Raw genomic sequence first — 17,711 nt, 5'->3', positions numbered from 1 at the left:
TTCATCCATAACTGCCAGATGTGCAGTGAGTTTTTAACTATATGGCTAACTGGTGATGGATAATCTGGTACTGACTGTAAGTAAGAAATTTATGTATAACAAATATGAACCTTTTGGATCAAAATATTAAACATGATGAATGATTCTAACACATCCAATTTACCAAACTCAGAACCTTTACCCCCAGATGATTTTGACAGTGGTACGGGTGACAATCACTTAAGCTCAGATGCACTAGCAGCACAACAAAAGTTAGCAGAACTTGCGTCTTTACAGTCTCCCCAAAATACCCATGCCCTACAACAAGCCCATTCCTACATCAAAAAGTACACCATTAGTCAATTCACTGTCAAGCCCAGAGCATTACTGTTTACCTTACTAGCCATCGCCATTACTTTTGTGGCGCTGGTGATCAATAATTGGTTCATGGGCATAGTGGGAACAGTGATTACCCTGGGTCTATCGGTGACTATGTTATGGCCATGGTGGGAATATGTGGTGCAAAAGTGGTTGTCATCCCAAGATAAAACCCTATTGGTGGCTTTTGTGGGGCTAATGGTGGGGATTATTGGTTTATTCAAGTTTACTGGCTTAGGCTACCGCTTGGTAATTTGGGGAAGGCAAATTAACTGGGAAGTTTCCGGGACTTTAGCAGAATGGTTTGGTGCTTTGGGGCAAATTCTCATTGCCATTATTGCCGTTTATGTAGCATGGCGACAATATGTCATTTCCAAAGACTTGACAATTCAACAAAACCTACTCACGGTTCAGCAAAATCTTATTACTCAGCAGCAAACAATAGATTCTTATTTCCAAGGTATCTCAGATTTGGTATTAGATGAGGAGGGATTATTAGAGGATTGGCCGCAAGAACGCGCCATTGCGGAGGGACGCACAGCTGCTATATTTAGCAGTGTAGATGGTAGTGGTAAGGCGAAAATTATTCGCTTTCTTTCCCGATCTAAATTACTAACTCCCCTCAAACGCGATCGCCGCTTGGGTAGAGCTATTCTCGATGGTATGGGGGGTTACGAAGAGGACCGTTTAGAAGGTTTACGGGTGATTGACTTGGGTGTAATGTTAGCCGCAGCTGATCTTTCCCATAATGATTTGCGCTGGACTGATTTGAGTGAAGCTAATCTTGTTCGTGCTAATCTCAGCAATTGTGACTTAGTAAAAACTAATTTTGCCCGCACTATCTTATACAATGCTAATATCAGTGGTGCTGATTTAAATGGGACTCGTTTTTTTTATGGTTCAGTCGCATTAGCATCACCCCGCAGTCGTAGTGCAGCCCCAAATTATGAAACTGGGGAATGCACTGGCGCTGTTGTAGAAAATGCTGATTTTACTAATGTACAGCGCCTATCGGAAATAAACCGTCAGTATTGTTGTGCTTGGGGTGGAGAAAAAACTAGAGCTACTATTCCCGGTGGTTGTGAGGGAATCCCCAATAAGTTAGGCCGCTGAATCAATTTGAGATTTTGGATTTTGGATTAATCAACTAGAGGAATAATACCTGATTTAATACCTACACTTGGGTAAGAATTTCTACCCCTGTTTCCGTGACGGCTAAGGTATGCTCAAATTGGGCTGAAAGTCGGCGATCGCGAGTTACAGCCGTCCAGCCATCACTGAGTACCTCAACTTCCCAAGTACCGGCGTTAATCATCGGCTCAATGGTGAAAACCATTCCCGGTCTAAGACGTTTGCCTTTACCACGTGTGCCATAATGGGGAATATCTGGGGCAGTGTGGAAAATATTACTAATCCCGTGTCCTACAAAGTCTCGCACCACAGAAAAACCTTGTGCTTCGGCATATTCTTGAATAGCAGCCCCAATATCGCCAATTTTGGCTCCAGGCTTAACTTCAGCAATACCCAAGCGGCGACATTCTTCGGTTACTTCCACCAGTCTGCGGGCTTCTGGGGAAGGATCACCAACAAAAAATGTTTTGGATGTATCCCCGTGGTAGCCATCAACAATCAATGTGACATCAATATTGATAATATCCCCATCTTTGAGAATCTGCTTTGCATTAGGAATACCATGACAGACTACCTCATTAACGCTGGTACAAATTGACTTAGGATAGCCTTTGTAACCTAAAGGAGCGCTTTTAGCACCGTGGGCTTGTGTCCAACGTTCAGCTTCATCATTGATTTCCAGAGTTGTAACTCCCGGCTTGACCATGGGTTCTAAGTGGTGTAGAAGTTCAGCCGCCAAGCGTCCTGCTTGACGCATTTTCTCAATTTCTCGTGTGGATAAAATGACAATTGTTTCCGTTTTCATAAATTTTCGCTACCAAAATCTTTCATAAATATAGTTAAACCAGTTTGTGCTGCTCTGTGGGCAGCATCGGCCACTTTAAGAGTATATAAACTTGACTCTGGGGTGACGTACAAAGGAGTGCCATTAAAAATATGATCTAACACCATAGTTGTATCTTTAGCAAATAAACCCCGACGAGTCCCAACTTCTATGGGAGTTGTTTCCCCCGACTGGACTAAAACTCCTGTGTCGCCATCAAAAATTAAACCACCCTTTTCTCCGTGAATCTCAAATTTCCGTTCTGGTTGCCAAAGGGTTTCCCCTTTGCCGTAAACTACTTGTGCTAAAACTCCATTATCAAAGCACAGTTGACTAATACAAAAACAGGTTTGATAGTAATCCTGTTCTGTTTCCCAGTATCGCTGATGACAGTTAACTGAAAAAACTTGACCAAATAAATCAGTGAGGCGATGTAATCGCGACAACGCCCCAATTAAAGGAAAACCAAACATTTCATGGCTATAAGTCCATTTGCGGGGAGCGGGATGTTGGGGGTTGATGGTGCTGTAACGAACATAAAAAATATCGCCAACTAGGGTTAAGTTTTGCTTCAAAGCCTGATGTAATCCGCCTAACAGTTCGATGTGTTCAACGTGCAAGAGTTTATTTTGGTTCTTGGCTAAAGTTATTAGTTCCTCAGCTTCGGTTGCATCCACAGACAAGGGATACTCGACAATTACGTGTTTTCCCTGTAATATTGCCCCACGAGCGATCGCACCATGATCGCGATTAATGGTAGAAATCACCACCAAGTCAATATCTTGCCGCTCTACTAAATTTTGCCAAGAACTTAACGCTTCTGTTTGGTATTCCTTGGCAAATTTTGCTGTGGTTTCTGGCTGATGACCAACGATAGCCACTAGGTCGGTGCGATTATCAGCCAGCAACGCGTCAGCGCGTGACTTTGCGGCATATCCAGTACCAACCAAGCCTACACGCACTTTTCCTGTTCTTAAACTCATCTCTATATTATACATGATCATCACAAGTTTTGTTTTTGACTTTCTCGCACTTGATAGAATCTGCCCAATTCTGGGTTCAGAGATGATCTATACTCTAACTTCAGTTTCTGGAGTGCGAAAAGTCTTTTTCATACAACATTAGAGCAAAACCGCGCCCCTTGTGGATTGTCTTTTGACTGCACTATATAAGATAAACTTATAATTTTTGCATAACTCAAATTCATTACTAATGAGAAATAATTTCCGGTTCCAACTGGTAATTTTTACCGTAGTATCAGAATTGAGGCAACTAAAAACTGGCGACTAAACTGGCAACTAAAAACTGGCGACTAAACTCATACACCAAGGCCTATAGTTTGCTTGACTGATAGCTTATACTGCCGTTTGAACAAGAGAGGATTACTAAATGCCTATTTACAAAGTCACCTTAATTAGCGAACCAGAGGGTTTAAACAAAACTATCGACTGTCCGGATGATGAGTATATTCTGGACGCTGCGGAAGAAGCTGGTCTTGACTTACCCTATTCTTGCCGTGCTGGTGCTTGCTCAACTTGTGCCGGTAAACTTATTTCAGGTACTGTTGACCAGTCTGACCAGTCATTTTTGGATGACGACCAGATTGAAGCTGGATATGTACTGACCTGCGTTGCTTACCCAACTTCTGACTGTACCATCGAAACTCACAAAGAGGAAGAGTTGTACTAAAAGTTCACTTGTCCCCACAAACACTCTGGTTTTGCCTTCAGGCTGGATCTTAGCATTGTAAAAGTTTGATTTGTTACACTTTTAATACTTTACTTAGGTAGTTTAGCTAAGGTGATTAATTCCTTAGCTTTTTTCATATACATCATCAACGTGTTCATGTTGTAAAATTGGTGCATGGTATATTCCATCATCAGCTGTTTGTACTGCTAAATCCAATCATCTGTTGTATCTCACGTGTTTAAGAAAGGTTATATATAAGTTAAACTTATCATTTTGGAATAAATCAATTTTATTACTAATCGGAAACAATTTCCAGTTAAAACCTGTAATTTTTCCCGTAGTATCAGAATTGAAGCAATTTAAAACTGGGGGCTAATCTCATAATTTACGCCCCATAGTTTGCTTGACTGATAGCTTACACTGCCGTTTGAACAAGAGAGGATCACTAAATGGCTACTTACAAAGTCACCTTAATTAACGAAGAACAGGGCATAAACATAACCTTCGATTGTCCCGACGATGAAATTATTCTGGATATTGCAGAAGAAAAAGACCTTGACTTACCCTATTCTTGCCGTGCTGGTGCTTGCTCAACTTGTGCTGGTAAACTTGTTTCAGGTAGTATTGACCAGTCAGACCAGTCATTCTTGGATGACGACCAGATTGAAGCTGGATATGTGCTAACCTGTGTTGCTAAACCAACTTCTGACTGTGTAATCGAAACTCACAAAGAGGAAGAACTGTACTAAGAATTTATCTGTTCCCGCAAGGATACTCACACCGAACTTACTCTGGGTTAGTGTTGATAGGAATTGCGGGAGCGCAGCAAAACACCCTCCCACATATATCGAGCATTAGCGAAATAATAGAGGAGGGTTGTTGATTTATTTGGTAATTGAGTCAGTACGCCCAAAACATCATATATAACCAGTAGCGGTCAAGATTAGCTAAAATAAATAGGTCTTTTGGGAGATATGTAAATGAATTATTCTATTTTCAGCAAGATTTTCCTAAAATTAATCAGATCATTGGGCTTTGTGCTGATTAAAATGGCTATATTCCTAAAGCTAATTAGTCAAAATCTCATCAAGGGCTTCTTGCCTATAAAAAATCCTATTTTGTGGCTGGTACTGTTAACATCGCTGCTGCTAACTGGTTGTGTTGAATATGATGCAGGACTGAACTTTAGTAACTCAAACCGTGGCGAAATAGTACAGCATATAAAGTTGGGGGAAAGACTCACTAGCTTTAGTGGTGATTCTGTATATGAGTGGTTACATAGCATTGAACGCCGCGCCGGCAAACTAGAAGGTCATACACAACGTATTTCACCAGCAGAAATTATTGTGAAAATACCTTTCAGTAATGGTCAAGAGTTGCAGGAGAAATTCAACAGTTTCTTTAACTATCGTACCAATGAAACAACTAAGTTTACAAACCAAATATCTGAAGCAAACTCTCCGAGAATTGCATCTAACATACTTATAGATCAGAAGAATTTTGTGTTTTTAGTTAAAAACCGACTAATTTATGATTTAGACTTGCGATCGCTCTCTTTAATTGCCAGTAGAGGTAACGTCTTATCTGACACTCAATCAATTCTCAATTTAAAATTTAGCTTAAACACTCCTTGGGGGGCTAAAAATATCCAACCAACGGAAACAGCCATCAAACCCCAGAAAAAAGGGAAACAATTAGTATGGCAGCTTATACCAGGAGAATTAAATCACATAGAGGTTGTTTTTTGGTTACCTAATCCCCTAGGTATTGGTGGTTTGTTAATTATCCTGTTCATCTGGGGAGGAATTTACCTCAGATATAGTTTTATGCCAGATCCTAGAGTCCAGTTTCCACCTGATACAGAAGTACCAGTTACAGATTAAGCCCTAGGGCAAAGTGCAGTAATTTTAGATTTATTTAAGATTTTGGTTAAGACTGAAATCTTAAATTAGCATATTCCACATAATCTATGGTTTCAATCCCTGATAGGGATTAAGTGTCATTGTGACGGAAGAAGTATTGTTGATTGCCCTGGTCTGGCATGAGTTTCAATCCCTGATAGGGATTAAGTGTCATTGTGACGATTCAGCTTCCCCAGCCGCGTAAGTTAAAGTCTGGTTTCAATCCCTGATAGGGATTAAGTGTCATTGTGACTTCAGCCCAAATCTAATACCCATAGGGATTAGAACGTTTCAATCCCTGATAGGGATTAAGTGTCATTGTGACAGCATCATCAAAGATGCTTCCACCGGCGATCGCGTCAAGTTTCAATCCCTGATAGGGATTAAGTGTCATTGTGACAAAAGTACTCCCAGGAATGGATACCCAAGCCTCACCGTTTCAATCCCTGATAGGGATTAAGTGTCATTGTGACTGAGATGCCTGAGCTTATTGAGTTTAGGTGTACTAGTTTCAATCCCTGATAGGGATTAAGTGTCATTGTGACGACCCGGTGTTCTAGTTTCGACGATTTACTTCCATAGCCGTTTCAATCCCTGATAGGGATTAAGTGTCATTGTGACTCAATTATTAATCAATCATCCCCCACATCCCAAGCACGTTTCAATCCCTGATAGGGATTAAGTGTCATTGTGACTCTTCGTCATCTTCGTCATCGTCAGAATCACCAACGTTTCAATCCCTGATAGGGATTAAGTGTCATTGTGACCCGCCCGCACCTGGAAGGGTTGATATATTTGGTTTTCAAGGTTCTGTTCCGTCAATCTGATCTTAATATAGCTTTTCAGGAACTGAGTTGTCAAGAGGAAAATAGAAAAAAAAGCTAAAAAGTTTGAATAACAAGGGTTTGGGGAGTTGCGTCAACCTGATTTTAGGTATGAGGGCTGAAAATGTAGATGTAGTCAGGGTTGGGGAGACTTTTTTACTATGTATCAATAAAACACCTACTGGTTGACGCTAAATTGAATCTGAAATCCAAAAGTTCTCAGGGGGATAAACGCTGAATTTCCCAGTGATTACCCCGGCGAGTATAGAGCAAGCGATCGTGCAAACGACTGGGGCGACCTTGCCAAAACTCAATGGCTGTGGGAATCACTCGATAACCTCCCCAATGAGGCGGTCTAGGAATCTCCTGATTTTCATATTTACTCTGAAACTCCTGCAATTGTTGCTCTAAAATCTCCCTCCCAACAATTACCTCACTTTGATTAGAAGCCCACGCACCTAAACGACTACTTGGCGGGCGCATTTCAAAATAGCTATCAGACTGTTGTGGGGAAATTTTCTCTACAGTACCCACAATTCTGACTTGGCGTTCTAATTCTGCCCACCAAAAAACTAAAGCTGCTTGGGGGTTTGCTGCTAGTTCTTGTCCTTTATTACTATTGTAGTTGGTGAAAAAAACAAAGCCCCTGTGGTCGAAATCTTTGAGTAGCACCATTCTAGCTGAAGGCTGACCATCTGGTCTAGCAGTGGCCAGAGTCATGGCATTAGGTTCGGGAAGTTGGGCTGAATTGGCTTGATCAAACCATTTTTTAAATTGAATCACAGGATTAGGGTTAATATCGCTTTCACTCAAACTCTGCAAGGTGTAATCTTTGCGAAGATCAGCTACATTTTTGTCCATGTCAGTTGGTATATTTAAGTTAATTTTGGTAAATAAGAGAAGTAGCCTATTTTTTTGGGCTTATATCCCACAAGTCAAATCAAGAATTGTGAGTGCTAAACGTCTTCCAGAAACTACCGCCCATGTGAGAATTATCCGTCAATCGTGGCAACTCGGCTTTCTTGAGGGTGAAGTCAGTGCAGGTAACTTCCATTGGCATTTCCAATGGCATTTTCGCCGGGGAGAACTTTCCGTTAAGCCTTCCCAAGGTCGGGCGCTGATTAAAGAACCTCTTGGTCGTTTTTTGGAACAACAGGATTATCAGCTGGAGCCGGGAGGAGATTATGCTTTTACTATTAGGGCTGAACTTTAGTCATTGGTAGTTAGGCGATTTAAATATCTTTCAATCAAGAGTAGAGCAACTATGTCATCTATGGGTCTTGGCGGCTGTCTCATCCCCTGTGGTAAAAGTTTGGTTAGCCCTCTGGGTGGATACATCTGCCAATAGCGATCGCGTGCCTCTAAAGTAGAGTAGCGCTCATCCACTAGAATAATATTCACCTGCTCTACCAATACTTCCGCCAGTTGTTTTTTCCACTGTTTAGCTGTGGTTTGGTTACCCATCACCAGTAACGAAACCGGAAACTGTTGACGCAGTGTTTCAATGGTGGGGATAGCCTTTTGTGCGGTCACCACTTGATGATAGTATAATTGTCTATCTAGTCCCATAACTGCTATACCACACTTATCTTTGCCTGGGTCAAAGCCTAAAATAACTGGTTGACTTGGAGAAAATTCATTAAAGGTCATAATAAATACTCATTTGCATTTTTATATTTTTAGGTGCTGAAAACAACTACACCATTGAAAATTGCCAACAGTTTTATTCTTAAAGGACCTGCTGTATAAGTATCTTCCATGGCGATCGCCTTGATTTCCAATGGTTGATCATACTGTCTGAGTTGTAAGAAAAAGCGTAAATGAGCACCTTCCCTTAACACACCTTCGACAATCCCCGCATTACGGGCGCGAAATTCCGAAGCGGAGATCAGCAGATCAAGTCTTTGGGATAGCTGATAAGATGTCATGGTTTGGGGATCAGCAGTGGTTGTTGCTAATATCTCCCCTTGTGAAAAAACTAGTTGATTTGGGGCTGCATCGGCAAAAAATTCGATCTGGTTTTCTCCCCTAACATAATTACCAGCAGAGAAAACTCGCACAACGTACTCTCGACCATCGTTAATTTTTCGGCTAAGTTGTTCTACTCCTTCTTCAGTGATTCGCAAAAGCTGTTTATTTGTGGGCTTTTCTCCAGGTTCAGTTAGTTGAAGGTTGGCATTTTGGTTAGCCACTTGCAAAAGTTGTATGATTGCTTGACGGGCTGCACTAACTTGATTAACGCGAACTACGTCGGCTGCTAAAACTTGATTGCGAACTAGTGCTAGTTTCCCTAAACGTAGGTCGCGGTATGACTGATAATATTTTTCCAGTCTTGCCACTTCTTGTTCTAAATAATTCTGTTGTCTTTCTAATTCCTGTACACGAGATTCCCTAGTAGTAATCACTTGTTCCCGCAAAGCAATTTCCTGATTGCGTTTTTTGATCAGTCTATCAAGTTGGGCAATTTTGCGATCGCGTTGGTCAATAGCTGTTTTAGCTTCTGTATAAAGTCGTTTCCGTTCCAGCTTCAATTCTTCAATAGCCGCCTGCAATGTTTCTATTTGATCGTAAACGCTTTGTAGTTCAGTTAAAGCTTCTTGATACTGATTGACTATTTCACTTAGCTGGCTTTGGGTTTGTTGAAGTTGGGTTTGTGTTGCTTTTTGTTTAGCGTTAGCTGCTTGTAAACTTTTATTAATTCTTTGTAAATCTCGTTCTGCCTTGGTTTGTTCAGTTCTAGCTGTGTTTAACTCAGTTTCTACCTGACTTTTCTCATTTTCTGCAATTTTTAGCTGTTCGCGCTTATTTCGCAGTTCTTTTTGAATATCTTCTAGTTCAAATACCCCTTGCCGCAATTTTTCATCCGCAGCAAATAATATCCCTAATGTTGATGCCGAAATCAATCCACCAGTAAATATAGTTACTAGTACTGCCGTTTTTTTGGGACGAAGGTTAAAGAGTGAGAGGCGCGCTTTGCCTACCCGTGTGCCAATGCGATCGCCCACGGTGGCAATTACGCCCCCCAAAATTAAAATCGCCGCTATCAGGATGTACCCGGTGGTCATCTTCAGCTACCGCAACGTTTCCAGATACAGCCTACTACTTTTAGTCATTGTCTTGTGGAAGGCGGAGAATAAGCAATAGCTGAAAATACTCACAGCTAGTTATTTACCTTCCCCAATTAATTTTAGGTGAATTTTAAGTGAACTGCTTACTTAAGGTAACAGGTTTATGTACGGTAATCTTCTTTTTGTGGATAGAAATCATTTTCTTCTCGCGCAAATCTCCTAGTAACCTAGTCACCGTTACCCTAGTAGAACCAATGGCTTCAGCGATGGCCTGATGAGATAGCTTGAGATCAATCGTAATCCCATCTGCACCAGGAACACCGAAATCACGACAAAGAATTAACAGAAAACTGATCAATCTCGAACCCATATCGCGGTGAGCCAAGGTTTCAATCATCATCTCTGTCTGTAAAATCCGGGAGGATAGGCCTTGTAGCATTAACATTGATAATTCTGGATTTTCCCTAAACGCTTGCTCCACCTGTTCAATGGGGGCTGACAATAATTCCACGGGGGTAAATGCCACTGCATGGTAGAATCTATCGGACTTATTTCCCGTCAATAATGACAACACACCAAAAACACTATTTTCCCGCAGCAGTGCTACCGTTATTTCCTCTCCTGCTTCGTATACCCTGGAAAGTTTCACAGCACCCTTCAAAAGAAAATAAACTCGTTCAGCAGGATCGCCGGGAAAAAATATTGTTTTATTGCGTTCAAATGTTTCTACGACTGGAGGAAATGCTCCGGTCGCCATCTGACGAAATACATTTGCTAGGGCTTTATCTTGTGTCACGATCATCTCCCTTCCCCTACCCAATGCCAGAAAAACAAAAACTGATTACCTAAGAATACACCTGAAAAATCAATAAAACACCGTCAACCTTTCTGTACGTTCCTATACTCCACGTCATAACTTCATACTTTATTGTTCATAATGATACATAATTTTTGATGTTTTTAGCTAGTAATTGTCATAAGTACTTGCACATTTGTGGTGATCAGGTTTTTTGCGTAAAGATTCACCATATCTTGAGAATAACTTTAGAATGATTGGGAGATGTTTTACCCAAAACCCTTTGCCTACTGATCATTTTTACAAATAATTTGCAGAACCAAGATAAATTTGTCTCAGATTCTAGTATGCTCCTAATGATTGATCATATTCACAATTTCTATGCTTGACCTAACTGGAAAAAATGCCCTGGTTACAGGCATTGCCAATAACCGCTCCATTGCCTGGGGCATTGCTCAACAACTGCATAAAGCCGGAGCTAACCTAGGTATTACTTACCTGCCAGATGATCGGGGCAAGATGGAGAAAAAAGTTGGGGAATTGGTGGAACCTCTGAACCCCAGCTTATTTGTTCCCTGCAATGTCCAAGATGACGCACAGGTAAAATCTACCTTTGAGGAGGTTGGGAATAAGTGGGGGAAATTGGACATCCTCATCCACTGTTTAGCCTTCGCTAACAAAGATGATTTAAGTGGTAGTTTCAGCGACACCTCACGTTCTGGTTTCAAAACCGCCTTGGAAATCAGTACCTACTCCCTAGTACAGTTAAGCGGTGCAGCTAAACCCCTGATGACGGAAGGAGGTAGCATCATCACTCTGACATATTTGGGCGGTGTCAGGGCAGTTCCTAACTATAATGTCATGGGAGTAGCTAAAGCTGGATTAGAAGCTAGTGTACGCTATTTGGCGGCTGAACTGGGACCGGAAAACATACGCGTAAATGCTATTTCTGCCGGTCCAATACGCACATTGGCATCCTCCGCAGTGGGGGGAATTTTAGATATGATTCACCATGTGGAAACAGTAGCTCCCCTGCGGCGCACTGTTACTCAGCAAGAAGTAGGCAATACCGCTGCTTTCTTGTCTAGCGATTTGGCTAGTGGCATCACGGGGCAAGTTTTGTATGTAGATGCAGGATATGAAATTATGGGAATGTAATAATTAATCATTGATATTACCTCGCCATTTTCCCCTCTCCATTTATGCAAACAAGCGATCGCCAAATTAATTCTAATTCTTCTCGCCCAGATCGGATTGCCTCTGTGCATCGCACCACCGGCGAAACTGATGTCAAAGTTACTATCAACTTAGATGGTACTGGTATCTGCATGGCGGCAACAGGGATTCCTTTTTTGGATCATATGTTGCATCAAATTGCTTCCCATGGGCTAATTGACTTAAACATTCAAGCCCAGGGAGACTGGGAAATTGATGACCACCACACTAATGAAGACGTGGGCATAACTTTGGGGCAAGCTTTCCATCAAGCCCTCGCTGACAGAAAGGGTATCGCTCGTTTCGGTCATTTTCTCGCTCCATTGGATGAAGCTTTAGTACAGGTGGCTTTGGACTTTTCCGGTAGACCTCATCTCAGCTATGGTTTGGAAATTCCTACTCAGAAAGTGGGAACTTATGACACTCAGCTGGTGCGGGAGTTCTTTGTCGCATTGGTTAACCATAGCCAAATCACATTACACATTCGACAACTGAGTGGTATTAACTCCCATCACATTATTGAGGCGACATTTAAGGCTTTTGCTAGAGCCACCCGAATGGCGTTGGAAATTGACTCTCGTCGTGCTGGTACAATTCCTAGTTCTAAGGGTATCCTGTAGTATGAGAAAACCACAAAAAACACTTGTATAATGAGTTGGTAGTGGTAGTTGTGACTATGAAGTCTAGTGTAGACATCCTTAATTCTCAACAGGATAATATTGACCGCCCACCAGTAGTCCTAACTGCTGATTTGCGAAAAGTTTATCGCACGGGTTTTTGGCTGAATCAAAAGGTAGTGTCTCTCAAAAGCTGTTCCCTTAAGGTGTATCAAGGGGAAACCTTTGGCTTACTCGGACCAAATGGGGCTGGTAAAACTACCCTGTTAAAACTTTTATTGGGAATTATCCGCCCTACTTCCGGAAGAGGTTTATTATTAGGTAAGCCCCTGGGCGATGGCCATACCAAGCAATTAATTGGCTACCTCCCAGAAAACCCCTATTTATATGACTATCTCACAGGTTGGGAATTTCTCGAGCTAGCCGCGGGATTATTCCAAATTCCTCACAGTGTACAACTTCAACGAATCCCTCAATTGCTGGAATTAGTGGGTTTATCCCTCGCCGATGCTCGTAACAAGCCCATGCGGCGCTATTCTAAAGGAATGTTACAGCGTGTGGGCATGGCACAGGCACTGATTAATGATCCTGAATTGATATTTCTAGACGAACCTATGTCTGGTTTGGATCCTTTGGGACGCTACCAAATGCGGGAAATTATCCTATCCTTGAAATCCGCAGGTAAGACCGTCTTTTTTAATAGCCATGTCCTGAGTGAAGTAGAAAAAATTTGCGATCGCGTAGCTATCCTATCTGAAGGTGAAGTCATTTGTTCCGGTTCTTTAGATCAACTCCTAGGGAATGAGCAAACATATCATATTAAAGGTCGGGGGGGTGACTCCGAGGTTCTCAAACAGTGGATACCTAATTTAGTTTTTCAGCCTGATGGTTCTTGGCAAGGTACAATTCGGGAAGATTACTATGATTTTCTTGCCAGTTTCCGTTTAATGAAAGGGCAAATCATTTCTATGACTTTATCTCGTCATTCCCTAGAAGATTTTTTTATGCAGCAGTTAGAACCAAATCAATAAATTAAAATTACAGGGAAATTTATGAACCTATGATGAACTCCACTTTAGTAAGAATTTAAGGACGAAAGCATAAATATCACAAATATCCGGACAATTAAACTGGATGAGGAAAATAAGAATGTTGGGGGGATTAAATCTAGGAACTTCAGGAATGAAGTATAGTCGAGATTAAAATATTTAGACAACTATGCCAATTACAGTTTCAGAGTCTCAAGTCAATATGTTTAAAACAGGTTTGATGAAATTCTTCACCCAACCATTTTTAGGTGCGGCTTTATTAACTGCTGTCAATTTTGGTAGTCCTTTAGCCACTCTCGGACAGGGAAAACCCGTAGCCCAAACACCACTACCAATTTTCCCCACACTCCAACCAGAATCACCAGGTCAACAACCGATATTACCAACAGAACAACAACTATCAGCGACTACAAAAATTAACACTAATTACGCATTAGGGGGCGGTGATCTCATTCGTGTTAATGTTTTTGAAGTACCAGAATATACTGGCGAATACCAAATACCTCCTGGTGGCTCCATCAACCTACCCTTAATTGGTAGTGTTAGCGTTTTGGGTCTGACAACGGAACAGGCGGCTGATGAAATCGCCAAGAGGTATTCTCGGTTTCTCAAACGTCCCCTAATTTCAGTTAACCTATTGTCACCCCGTCCCATCAATATTTTGGTTGCTGGAGAAGTGACCAGTCCTGGGGCTTATACTCTGAGCCTACGAGGAGGGGCAGGTAATAATCCTGGTGTACAATATCCTACTGTATTAGCTGCACTGACCATAGCTCAGGGTGTAACCTTAGCCGCAGATGTAACTCAAGTGCAATTAAGACGTAAAATAGGAAACTCCTCCCAGCAAGTTGTTAATCTTAATCTAAAGGAACTAGTCCAGACAGGTCAGATAGATCAGGATATTACCTTACGAGATGGCGACACCATTTTTGTACCTACTGCAACTAATTTTAACTTAGCAGAAGCACGTAATTTATTTTCTGCTAACTTTGCCGCTAACCCCGGTACAGCCCGCACTGTGGCGATTATTGGTGAAGTTAACCGTCCTGGTTCATATCTAGTTGGTGGTGGGGGTGAACAACCAGGTGCTGGTGGTTTACCCACTGTGATGAGAGCATTGCAATTAGCTGGAGGAATTACATCACAAGCTGACGTTCGTAACCTGAAGTTGCGCAGACCCACCAGAACTGGTTCAGAACAAACTATAGATATCGACCTGTGGGAATTATTGCAAACTGGCGATCTCAATCAAGATGTTTTTGTGCAAGACGGAGATACAATTGTCATCCCCATTGCTACTGAAGTCAACACAGCAGAAGCTACTCAATTAGCTACTACTACTTTGTCTCCTGCTACAATTCAAGTTGGTGTGGTAGGGGAGGTCAAAAGCCCCGGAACCGTACAAATTAAACCTAATAGCTCATTAAATCAGGCATTGTTGGCAGCAGGCGGGTTTAACAATGCTCGAGCGAAAACAACCACTGTGGATTTAGTCCGCCTTAACCCTAATGGTTCTGTCACTAAGCGGCAAGTCAAAGTTGATTTCTCTCAGGAAATTAACGAAGAAACTAATCCCATAGTCCGCAACAATGATGTGATCATTGTTAACCGTTCTGCTTTAGCCCGAACTGGAGACAGTGTCGGTGCGGTCCTTAATCCTCTGGGCGGTTTATTAGGGGTGTTCAGGGCTATATTTGGTTTCTTTTAGGTTGAAAAAAATCATGAGTTTGAAGTTGCCGAGACTTACTAGCAATAACCAAGGGCTAGTTTGAAATAAATTGCAACTTCAAACCTATGTTGGTGGGTAATTTGTGAAAATATTTAATATATTATGTAAATTAAATTACTAAAAATATGTTACAGGGAATTTTGCCTAAGTGACGTACATCCTTAGCGGGACTGTATTAAGCAGCGATATTAAGCAGCGATCAGGACTTGAGGAAATGCTATATGTTAATATAATAACCATATACTAGCTACTTATCAGCATAAGCTATTGACAATTAATTCCATTCTGCCAAAATATTTTGCCTATATAAAACCTATATAAAACCTATATAAAACCTAAAAATTCTATAGTGATTTTTGAGCAAACCACTTCATTAATGTACATAAAATTACAGAAGAAAAATATTAAACTGAAATATGGGTATAAACTAATAAAGTTGCTAAATTTGCCCAAAAGCTGAACAGGAGAATATATGGAGCCAATTATCGCCATAGTCTTAGCGTTGATAGGATATGCTTTAGCATCTGCAAAACTCGTCAATCAGGGTAACCAAGCCCTAGTAGAAAGGTTGGGGCGGTATCATCGCCAACTTTCCCCAGGACTTAACTTTATTGTACCTCTGGTGGATCAGATTGTCATGGAGGATACAACACGCGAGCAGTTTTTAGACATCAAACCTCAAAATGTAATCACCAAAGATAACATTTACTTAGAAGTTGATGCGATTCTGTTTTGGCGCATCACAGATATGGTCAAAAGTTTTTACGAAATCGACGATCTCCAAGGGTCTCTGACCCAACTAGCCACAACTACACTCCGGGAAGTCATCGCCCAAAACACCCTAGAACAAACTAATACGTCCCGTATGGAAATGGACGCAGCCATTTTAAATAAATTGAATCAAATAACAGAAGATTGGGGAGTGCAGATTATCCGCTTAGATATTCAAAGCATTACACCCCCTGAGAGTGTGCGAAAGTCAATGGAAGAAGAGCGAGCTGCGGAAATCAAAAAACGGGCGCTGGTGTCGGAAGCAGAAGGAGAACGTGAGGCCGCTATTAAGAGAGCGCAAGGAACCCAAACCTCAATGCAGATAATTTCCGAAGCCTTACGCTCTCATCCTGAAAGCAAAGAAATCCTAAGATATCTTGTGGCGCAGGATTATGTCGTGGCTAGCCAAAGACTGGGTGAGAGTAATAATGCTAAAATTGTCTTCATAGACCCCAGTAAAACCAATGAAGTTTATGATCAGTTAATTGCTGACTCTATAAGCAAAGACACTGGGAGCAAAAACTCTGAAAATGGTAATGTTTAAATATTACAGCAGATTGTAGGTAAACTGACTACAAGTATAAATCATAAAAATCTTCGTAGTGCGGGCATATGTCCTGCTACGGGTGTACCTCAATTTTGTGCAATACGTGGTGCGGGCATCTAGCCCGCTACGGTACTTGTTGATATGAAATGTGCTGTAAAGCACTTCATTATGTTTCTATTCTCCATATTCCCGTAGAAAAGCCATAAAGTCCCTCAAGGCTGCTCTGGTTTGTCCTGTGGGTTGCAGTTGATGTTGTATTTGAAGAATAATCCATCTATTTTGGATTCTAGCTCGGCTAACCGCGCGTTCTCTCTCTCTATCTGCTCTGTTTCTTTCTTCACTTGCTCGGTTTCTTTCTTCAGCTGCAATATAATCTCGTCGAGCCTCTCGTTGTCTTGCCTGAGTTCGCTCATTCTCAACTCGTGCTGCTTCTGCGATTCTTGTTCTCTCTGATTCATCCAGGCGTGCTGTTTCTCTATTTCTACGGTTCCACTCAACGCCGAAAGCAACCATTGCCACCAGGATGGCTGCCACGGTGAGTCTGTTACTCCATGTCCGGGGGTGGGCGATTTTTCCGAGGATGCTGAAGTCTTGTTGGTCATAGAAGCGTAAAAAGGCTATGGCTATGGTTGTAACTGTTAATGTTGTTCCTGGCAATAATGACAGGAAGTTTACCCATATTTGTTTAATCTTTAGTCCCATTCTAAATTATTATTACTGACCATGGCTAGTCACCTGTTAAGGGGTTAAATCGATTTCGAGTTATTTTACAGCAGGTTGCTGGTAAATCAACCATATACAACTATATAAATAAAAAGATTTGGTGGTGCGAGCATCCTGCTCGCTACCATACGCCGGGAAAAATTTGGTGGTGCGAACATACTATGGCTACGCCACATAAGCTATCGACTACGCTCAGTAAACATCTTGCCCGCTACCGTATTTTAAAACTGGACTTCAGACTAGATGAGGGTTATTTACTCATACCGGTTAAATTCAGTCCCATTAATCCGGCAGTAACTAATGCCATAAACAAGTATTGAATTAAAGAGAGCAGGACTTACGCAACTGGCACAGGCGATCGCTAGAATATAGTATTATTGTACTACAATAAATAACATAACTGGCACAATCAGTCTCGGTGCGGCGGAAGCGTCGCGCCGAGACTAAACTCCAGTAAAAAGCCAATTTTGC

17 protein-coding genes and 1 CRISPR repeat array are annotated in these 17,711 nt (G+C 41.6%); of the genes, 10 read left to right on the top strand and 7 right to left on the bottom strand.

The annotated features are described in order from the left end of the window. Positions 1–132: 132 nt before the first annotated feature. Complete coding sequence (locus tag NWP17_RS15580) at positions 133–1,470, top strand: pentapeptide repeat-containing protein (RefSeq protein WP_280655788.1); 1,338 nt, start codon at positions 133–135, stop codon at positions 1,468–1,470. Between the two features lie 61 nt (positions 1,471–1,531). Here the strand turns inward: NWP17_RS15580 and map are convergent, their stop codons facing one another. Together map and NWP17_RS15570 are read right to left on the bottom strand one after the other, a co-directional pair. Next, positions 1,532–2,293: a type I methionyl aminopeptidase gene (map, locus tag NWP17_RS15575; protein WP_280655787.1), complete on the bottom strand. Its 762-nt coding sequence runs from the start codon at positions 2,291–2,293 to the stop codon at positions 1,532–1,534. Further along, entirely contained in the window at positions 2,290–3,309 is a 1,020-nt protein-coding gene (locus tag NWP17_RS15570) for a Gfo/Idh/MocA family protein (RefSeq protein ID WP_280655786.1), read from the bottom strand. Before NWP17_RS15570 ends, map begins: the two co-directional genes overlap by 4 nt. Before the next feature lie 391 nt (positions 3,310–3,700). On the opposite strand from NWP17_RS15570, the gene NWP17_RS15565 reads away from it, so the two are divergent. The 3 genes from NWP17_RS15565 (at position 3,701) to NWP17_RS15555 (ending at position 5,883) form a co-directional block, all read left to right on the top strand. Beyond that, positions 3,701–4,000, top strand: a complete 300-nt coding sequence (locus NWP17_RS15565) for a ferredoxin (RefSeq protein WP_280655785.1) — start codon at positions 3,701–3,703, stop codon at positions 3,998–4,000. Between the two features lie 449 nt (positions 4,001–4,449). Beyond that, on the top strand, positions 4,450–4,749 hold the full coding sequence (locus NWP17_RS15560) for a ferredoxin (RefSeq protein ID WP_280655784.1): 300 nt from the start codon (positions 4,450–4,452) through the stop codon (positions 4,747–4,749). A 231-nt stretch (positions 4,750–4,980) separates the two neighbouring features. Next, positions 4,981–5,883 (top strand): DUF3153 domain-containing protein, encoded by a 903-nt coding sequence (locus tag NWP17_RS15555; RefSeq protein ID WP_280655783.1) that lies wholly within the window; start codon positions 4,981–4,983, stop codon positions 5,881–5,883. A gap of 89 nt (positions 5,884–5,972) precedes the next feature. Beyond that, positions 5,973–6,668: direct repeats of the CRISPR family, unit length 37 nt; unit sequence GTTTCAATCCCTGATAGGGATTAAGTGTCATTGTGAC. A gap of 276 nt (positions 6,669–6,944) precedes the next feature. On the opposite strand, the gene pdxH is transcribed toward NWP17_RS15555, so the two are convergent. Beyond that, positions 6,945–7,586 (bottom strand): pyridoxamine 5'-phosphate oxidase, encoded by a 642-nt coding sequence (pdxH, locus tag NWP17_RS15550; RefSeq protein ID WP_280655782.1) that lies wholly within the window; start codon positions 7,584–7,586, stop codon positions 6,945–6,947. Between the two features lie 88 nt (positions 7,587–7,674). Between pdxH and NWP17_RS15545 the strand changes: the two genes are divergently transcribed. Beyond that, entirely contained in the window at positions 7,675–7,938 is a 264-nt protein-coding gene (locus NWP17_RS15545) for a DUF3146 family protein (RefSeq protein ID WP_280655781.1), read from the top strand. Here the strand turns inward: NWP17_RS15545 and NWP17_RS15540 are convergent. The 3 genes from NWP17_RS15540 to ntcA all read right to left on the bottom strand — a co-directional run bounded on the left by NWP17_RS15540 (position 7,935) and on the right by ntcA (position 10,595). Further along, entirely contained in the window at positions 7,935–8,375 is a 441-nt protein-coding gene (locus NWP17_RS15540; RefSeq protein ID WP_280655780.1) for a pre-16S rRNA-processing nuclease YqgF, read from the bottom strand. The two genes, NWP17_RS15545 and NWP17_RS15540, sit on opposite strands and share 4 nt — an antisense overlap. 29 nt (positions 8,376–8,404) lie before the next feature. Next, positions 8,405–9,790 (bottom strand): DUF3084 domain-containing protein, encoded by a 1,386-nt coding sequence (locus NWP17_RS15535; protein ID WP_280655779.1) that lies wholly within the window; start codon positions 9,788–9,790, stop codon positions 8,405–8,407. Between the two features lie 133 nt (positions 9,791–9,923). Next, a complete protein-coding gene (gene ntcA / locus NWP17_RS15530) occupies positions 9,924–10,595 on the bottom strand; it encodes a global nitrogen regulator NtcA (RefSeq protein ID WP_280655778.1) in 672 nt (223 codons plus the stop codon). A 375-nt stretch (positions 10,596–10,970) separates the two neighbouring features. Here ntcA and fabI point away from each other — a divergent pair, with 375 nt between their 5' ends. The 5 genes from fabI to NWP17_RS15505 all read left to right on the top strand — a co-directional run bounded on the left by fabI (position 10,971) and on the right by NWP17_RS15505 (position 16,514). Next, positions 10,971–11,747 (top strand): enoyl-ACP reductase FabI, encoded by a 777-nt coding sequence (gene fabI, locus NWP17_RS15525; RefSeq protein WP_280655777.1) that lies wholly within the window; start codon positions 10,971–10,973, stop codon positions 11,745–11,747. A gap of 44 nt (positions 11,748–11,791) precedes the next feature. Further along, entirely contained in the window at positions 11,792–12,424 is a 633-nt protein-coding gene (gene hisB, locus NWP17_RS15520) for an imidazoleglycerol-phosphate dehydratase HisB (RefSeq protein WP_280655776.1), read from the top strand. 56 nt (positions 12,425–12,480) lie between these two features. Further along, positions 12,481–13,452: an ABC transporter ATP-binding protein gene (locus NWP17_RS15515; protein ID WP_280655775.1), complete on the top strand. Its 972-nt coding sequence runs from the start codon at positions 12,481–12,483 to the stop codon at positions 13,450–13,452. Positions 13,453–13,672: 220 nt separating this feature from the next. Then, positions 13,673–15,178 (top strand): polysaccharide biosynthesis/export family protein, encoded by a 1,506-nt coding sequence (locus tag NWP17_RS15510; RefSeq protein WP_280655847.1) that lies wholly within the window; start codon positions 13,673–13,675, stop codon positions 15,176–15,178. Positions 15,179–15,671: 493 nt separating this feature from the next. Next, positions 15,672–16,514 carry an SPFH domain-containing protein gene (locus NWP17_RS15505; RefSeq protein ID WP_280655774.1) on the top strand — a complete coding sequence of 281 codons (843 nt, stop codon included), beginning with the start codon at positions 15,672–15,674 and terminating at the stop codon, positions 16,512–16,514. Between the two features lie 177 nt (positions 16,515–16,691). On the opposite strand, the gene NWP17_RS15500 is transcribed toward NWP17_RS15505, so the two are convergent. Beyond that, a complete protein-coding gene (locus NWP17_RS15500; protein WP_280655773.1) occupies positions 16,692–17,219 on the bottom strand; it encodes a hypothetical protein in 528 nt (175 codons plus the stop codon). Positions 17,220–17,711 lie beyond the last annotated feature (492 nt).

The organism is Chrysosporum bergii ANA360D, from assembly GCF_029891735.1.
GTDB classification, from domain to species: Bacteria; Cyanobacteriota; Cyanobacteriia; order Cyanobacteriales; family Nostocaceae; genus Umezakia; species Umezakia bergii.
Note: the sequence above shows the minus strand (reverse complement) of the source record. Positions and strands in the feature narration are given on the sequence as shown.

Excerpts from the sequence above, each read along its gene's own strand:
- NWP17_RS15535 (WP_280655779.1), bottom strand. The coding sequence starts at position 9,790 with ATGACCACCGGGTACATCCTGATAGCGGCGATTTTAATTTTGGGGGGC.
- hisB (WP_280655776.1), top strand. The coding sequence starts at position 11,792 with ATGCAAACAAGCGATCGCCAAATTAATTCTAATTCTTCTCGCCCAGAT.
- NWP17_RS15555 (WP_280655783.1), top strand. The coding sequence starts at position 4,981 with ATGAATTATTCTATTTTCAGCAAGATTTTCCTAAAATTAATCAGATCA.
- map (WP_280655787.1), bottom strand. The coding sequence starts at position 2,293 with ATGAAAACGGAAACAATTGTCATTTTATCCACACGAGAAATTGAGAAA.
- NWP17_RS15515 (WP_280655775.1), top strand. The coding sequence starts at position 12,481 with ATGAAGTCTAGTGTAGACATCCTTAATTCTCAACAGGATAATATTGAC.
- NWP17_RS15540 (WP_280655780.1), bottom strand. The coding sequence starts at position 8,375 with ATGACCTTTAATGAATTTTCTCCAAGTCAACCAGTTATTTTAGGCTTT.
- NWP17_RS15570 (WP_280655786.1), bottom strand. The coding sequence starts at position 3,309 with ATGTATAATATAGAGATGAGTTTAAGAACAGGAAAAGTGCGTGTAGGC.
- NWP17_RS15565 (WP_280655785.1), top strand. The coding sequence starts at position 3,701 with ATGCCTATTTACAAAGTCACCTTAATTAGCGAACCAGAGGGTTTAAAC.
- NWP17_RS15560 (WP_280655784.1), top strand. The coding sequence starts at position 4,450 with ATGGCTACTTACAAAGTCACCTTAATTAACGAAGAACAGGGCATAAAC.
- NWP17_RS15500 (WP_280655773.1), bottom strand. The coding sequence starts at position 17,219 with ATGGGACTAAAGATTAAACAAATATGGGTAAACTTCCTGTCATTATTG.
- NWP17_RS15580 (WP_280655788.1), top strand. The coding sequence starts at position 133 with ATGATGAATGATTCTAACACATCCAATTTACCAAACTCAGAACCTTTA.
- pdxH (WP_280655782.1), bottom strand. The coding sequence starts at position 7,586 with ATGGACAAAAATGTAGCTGATCTTCGCAAAGATTACACCTTGCAGAGT.
- NWP17_RS15505 (WP_280655774.1), top strand. The coding sequence starts at position 15,672 with ATGGAGCCAATTATCGCCATAGTCTTAGCGTTGATAGGATATGCTTTA.
- fabI (WP_280655777.1), top strand. The coding sequence starts at position 10,971 with ATGCTTGACCTAACTGGAAAAAATGCCCTGGTTACAGGCATTGCCAAT.
- ntcA (WP_280655778.1), bottom strand. The coding sequence starts at position 10,595 with ATGATCGTGACACAAGATAAAGCCCTAGCAAATGTATTTCGTCAGATG.
- NWP17_RS15510 (WP_280655847.1), top strand. The coding sequence starts at position 13,673 with ATGTTTAAAACAGGTTTGATGAAATTCTTCACCCAACCATTTTTAGGT.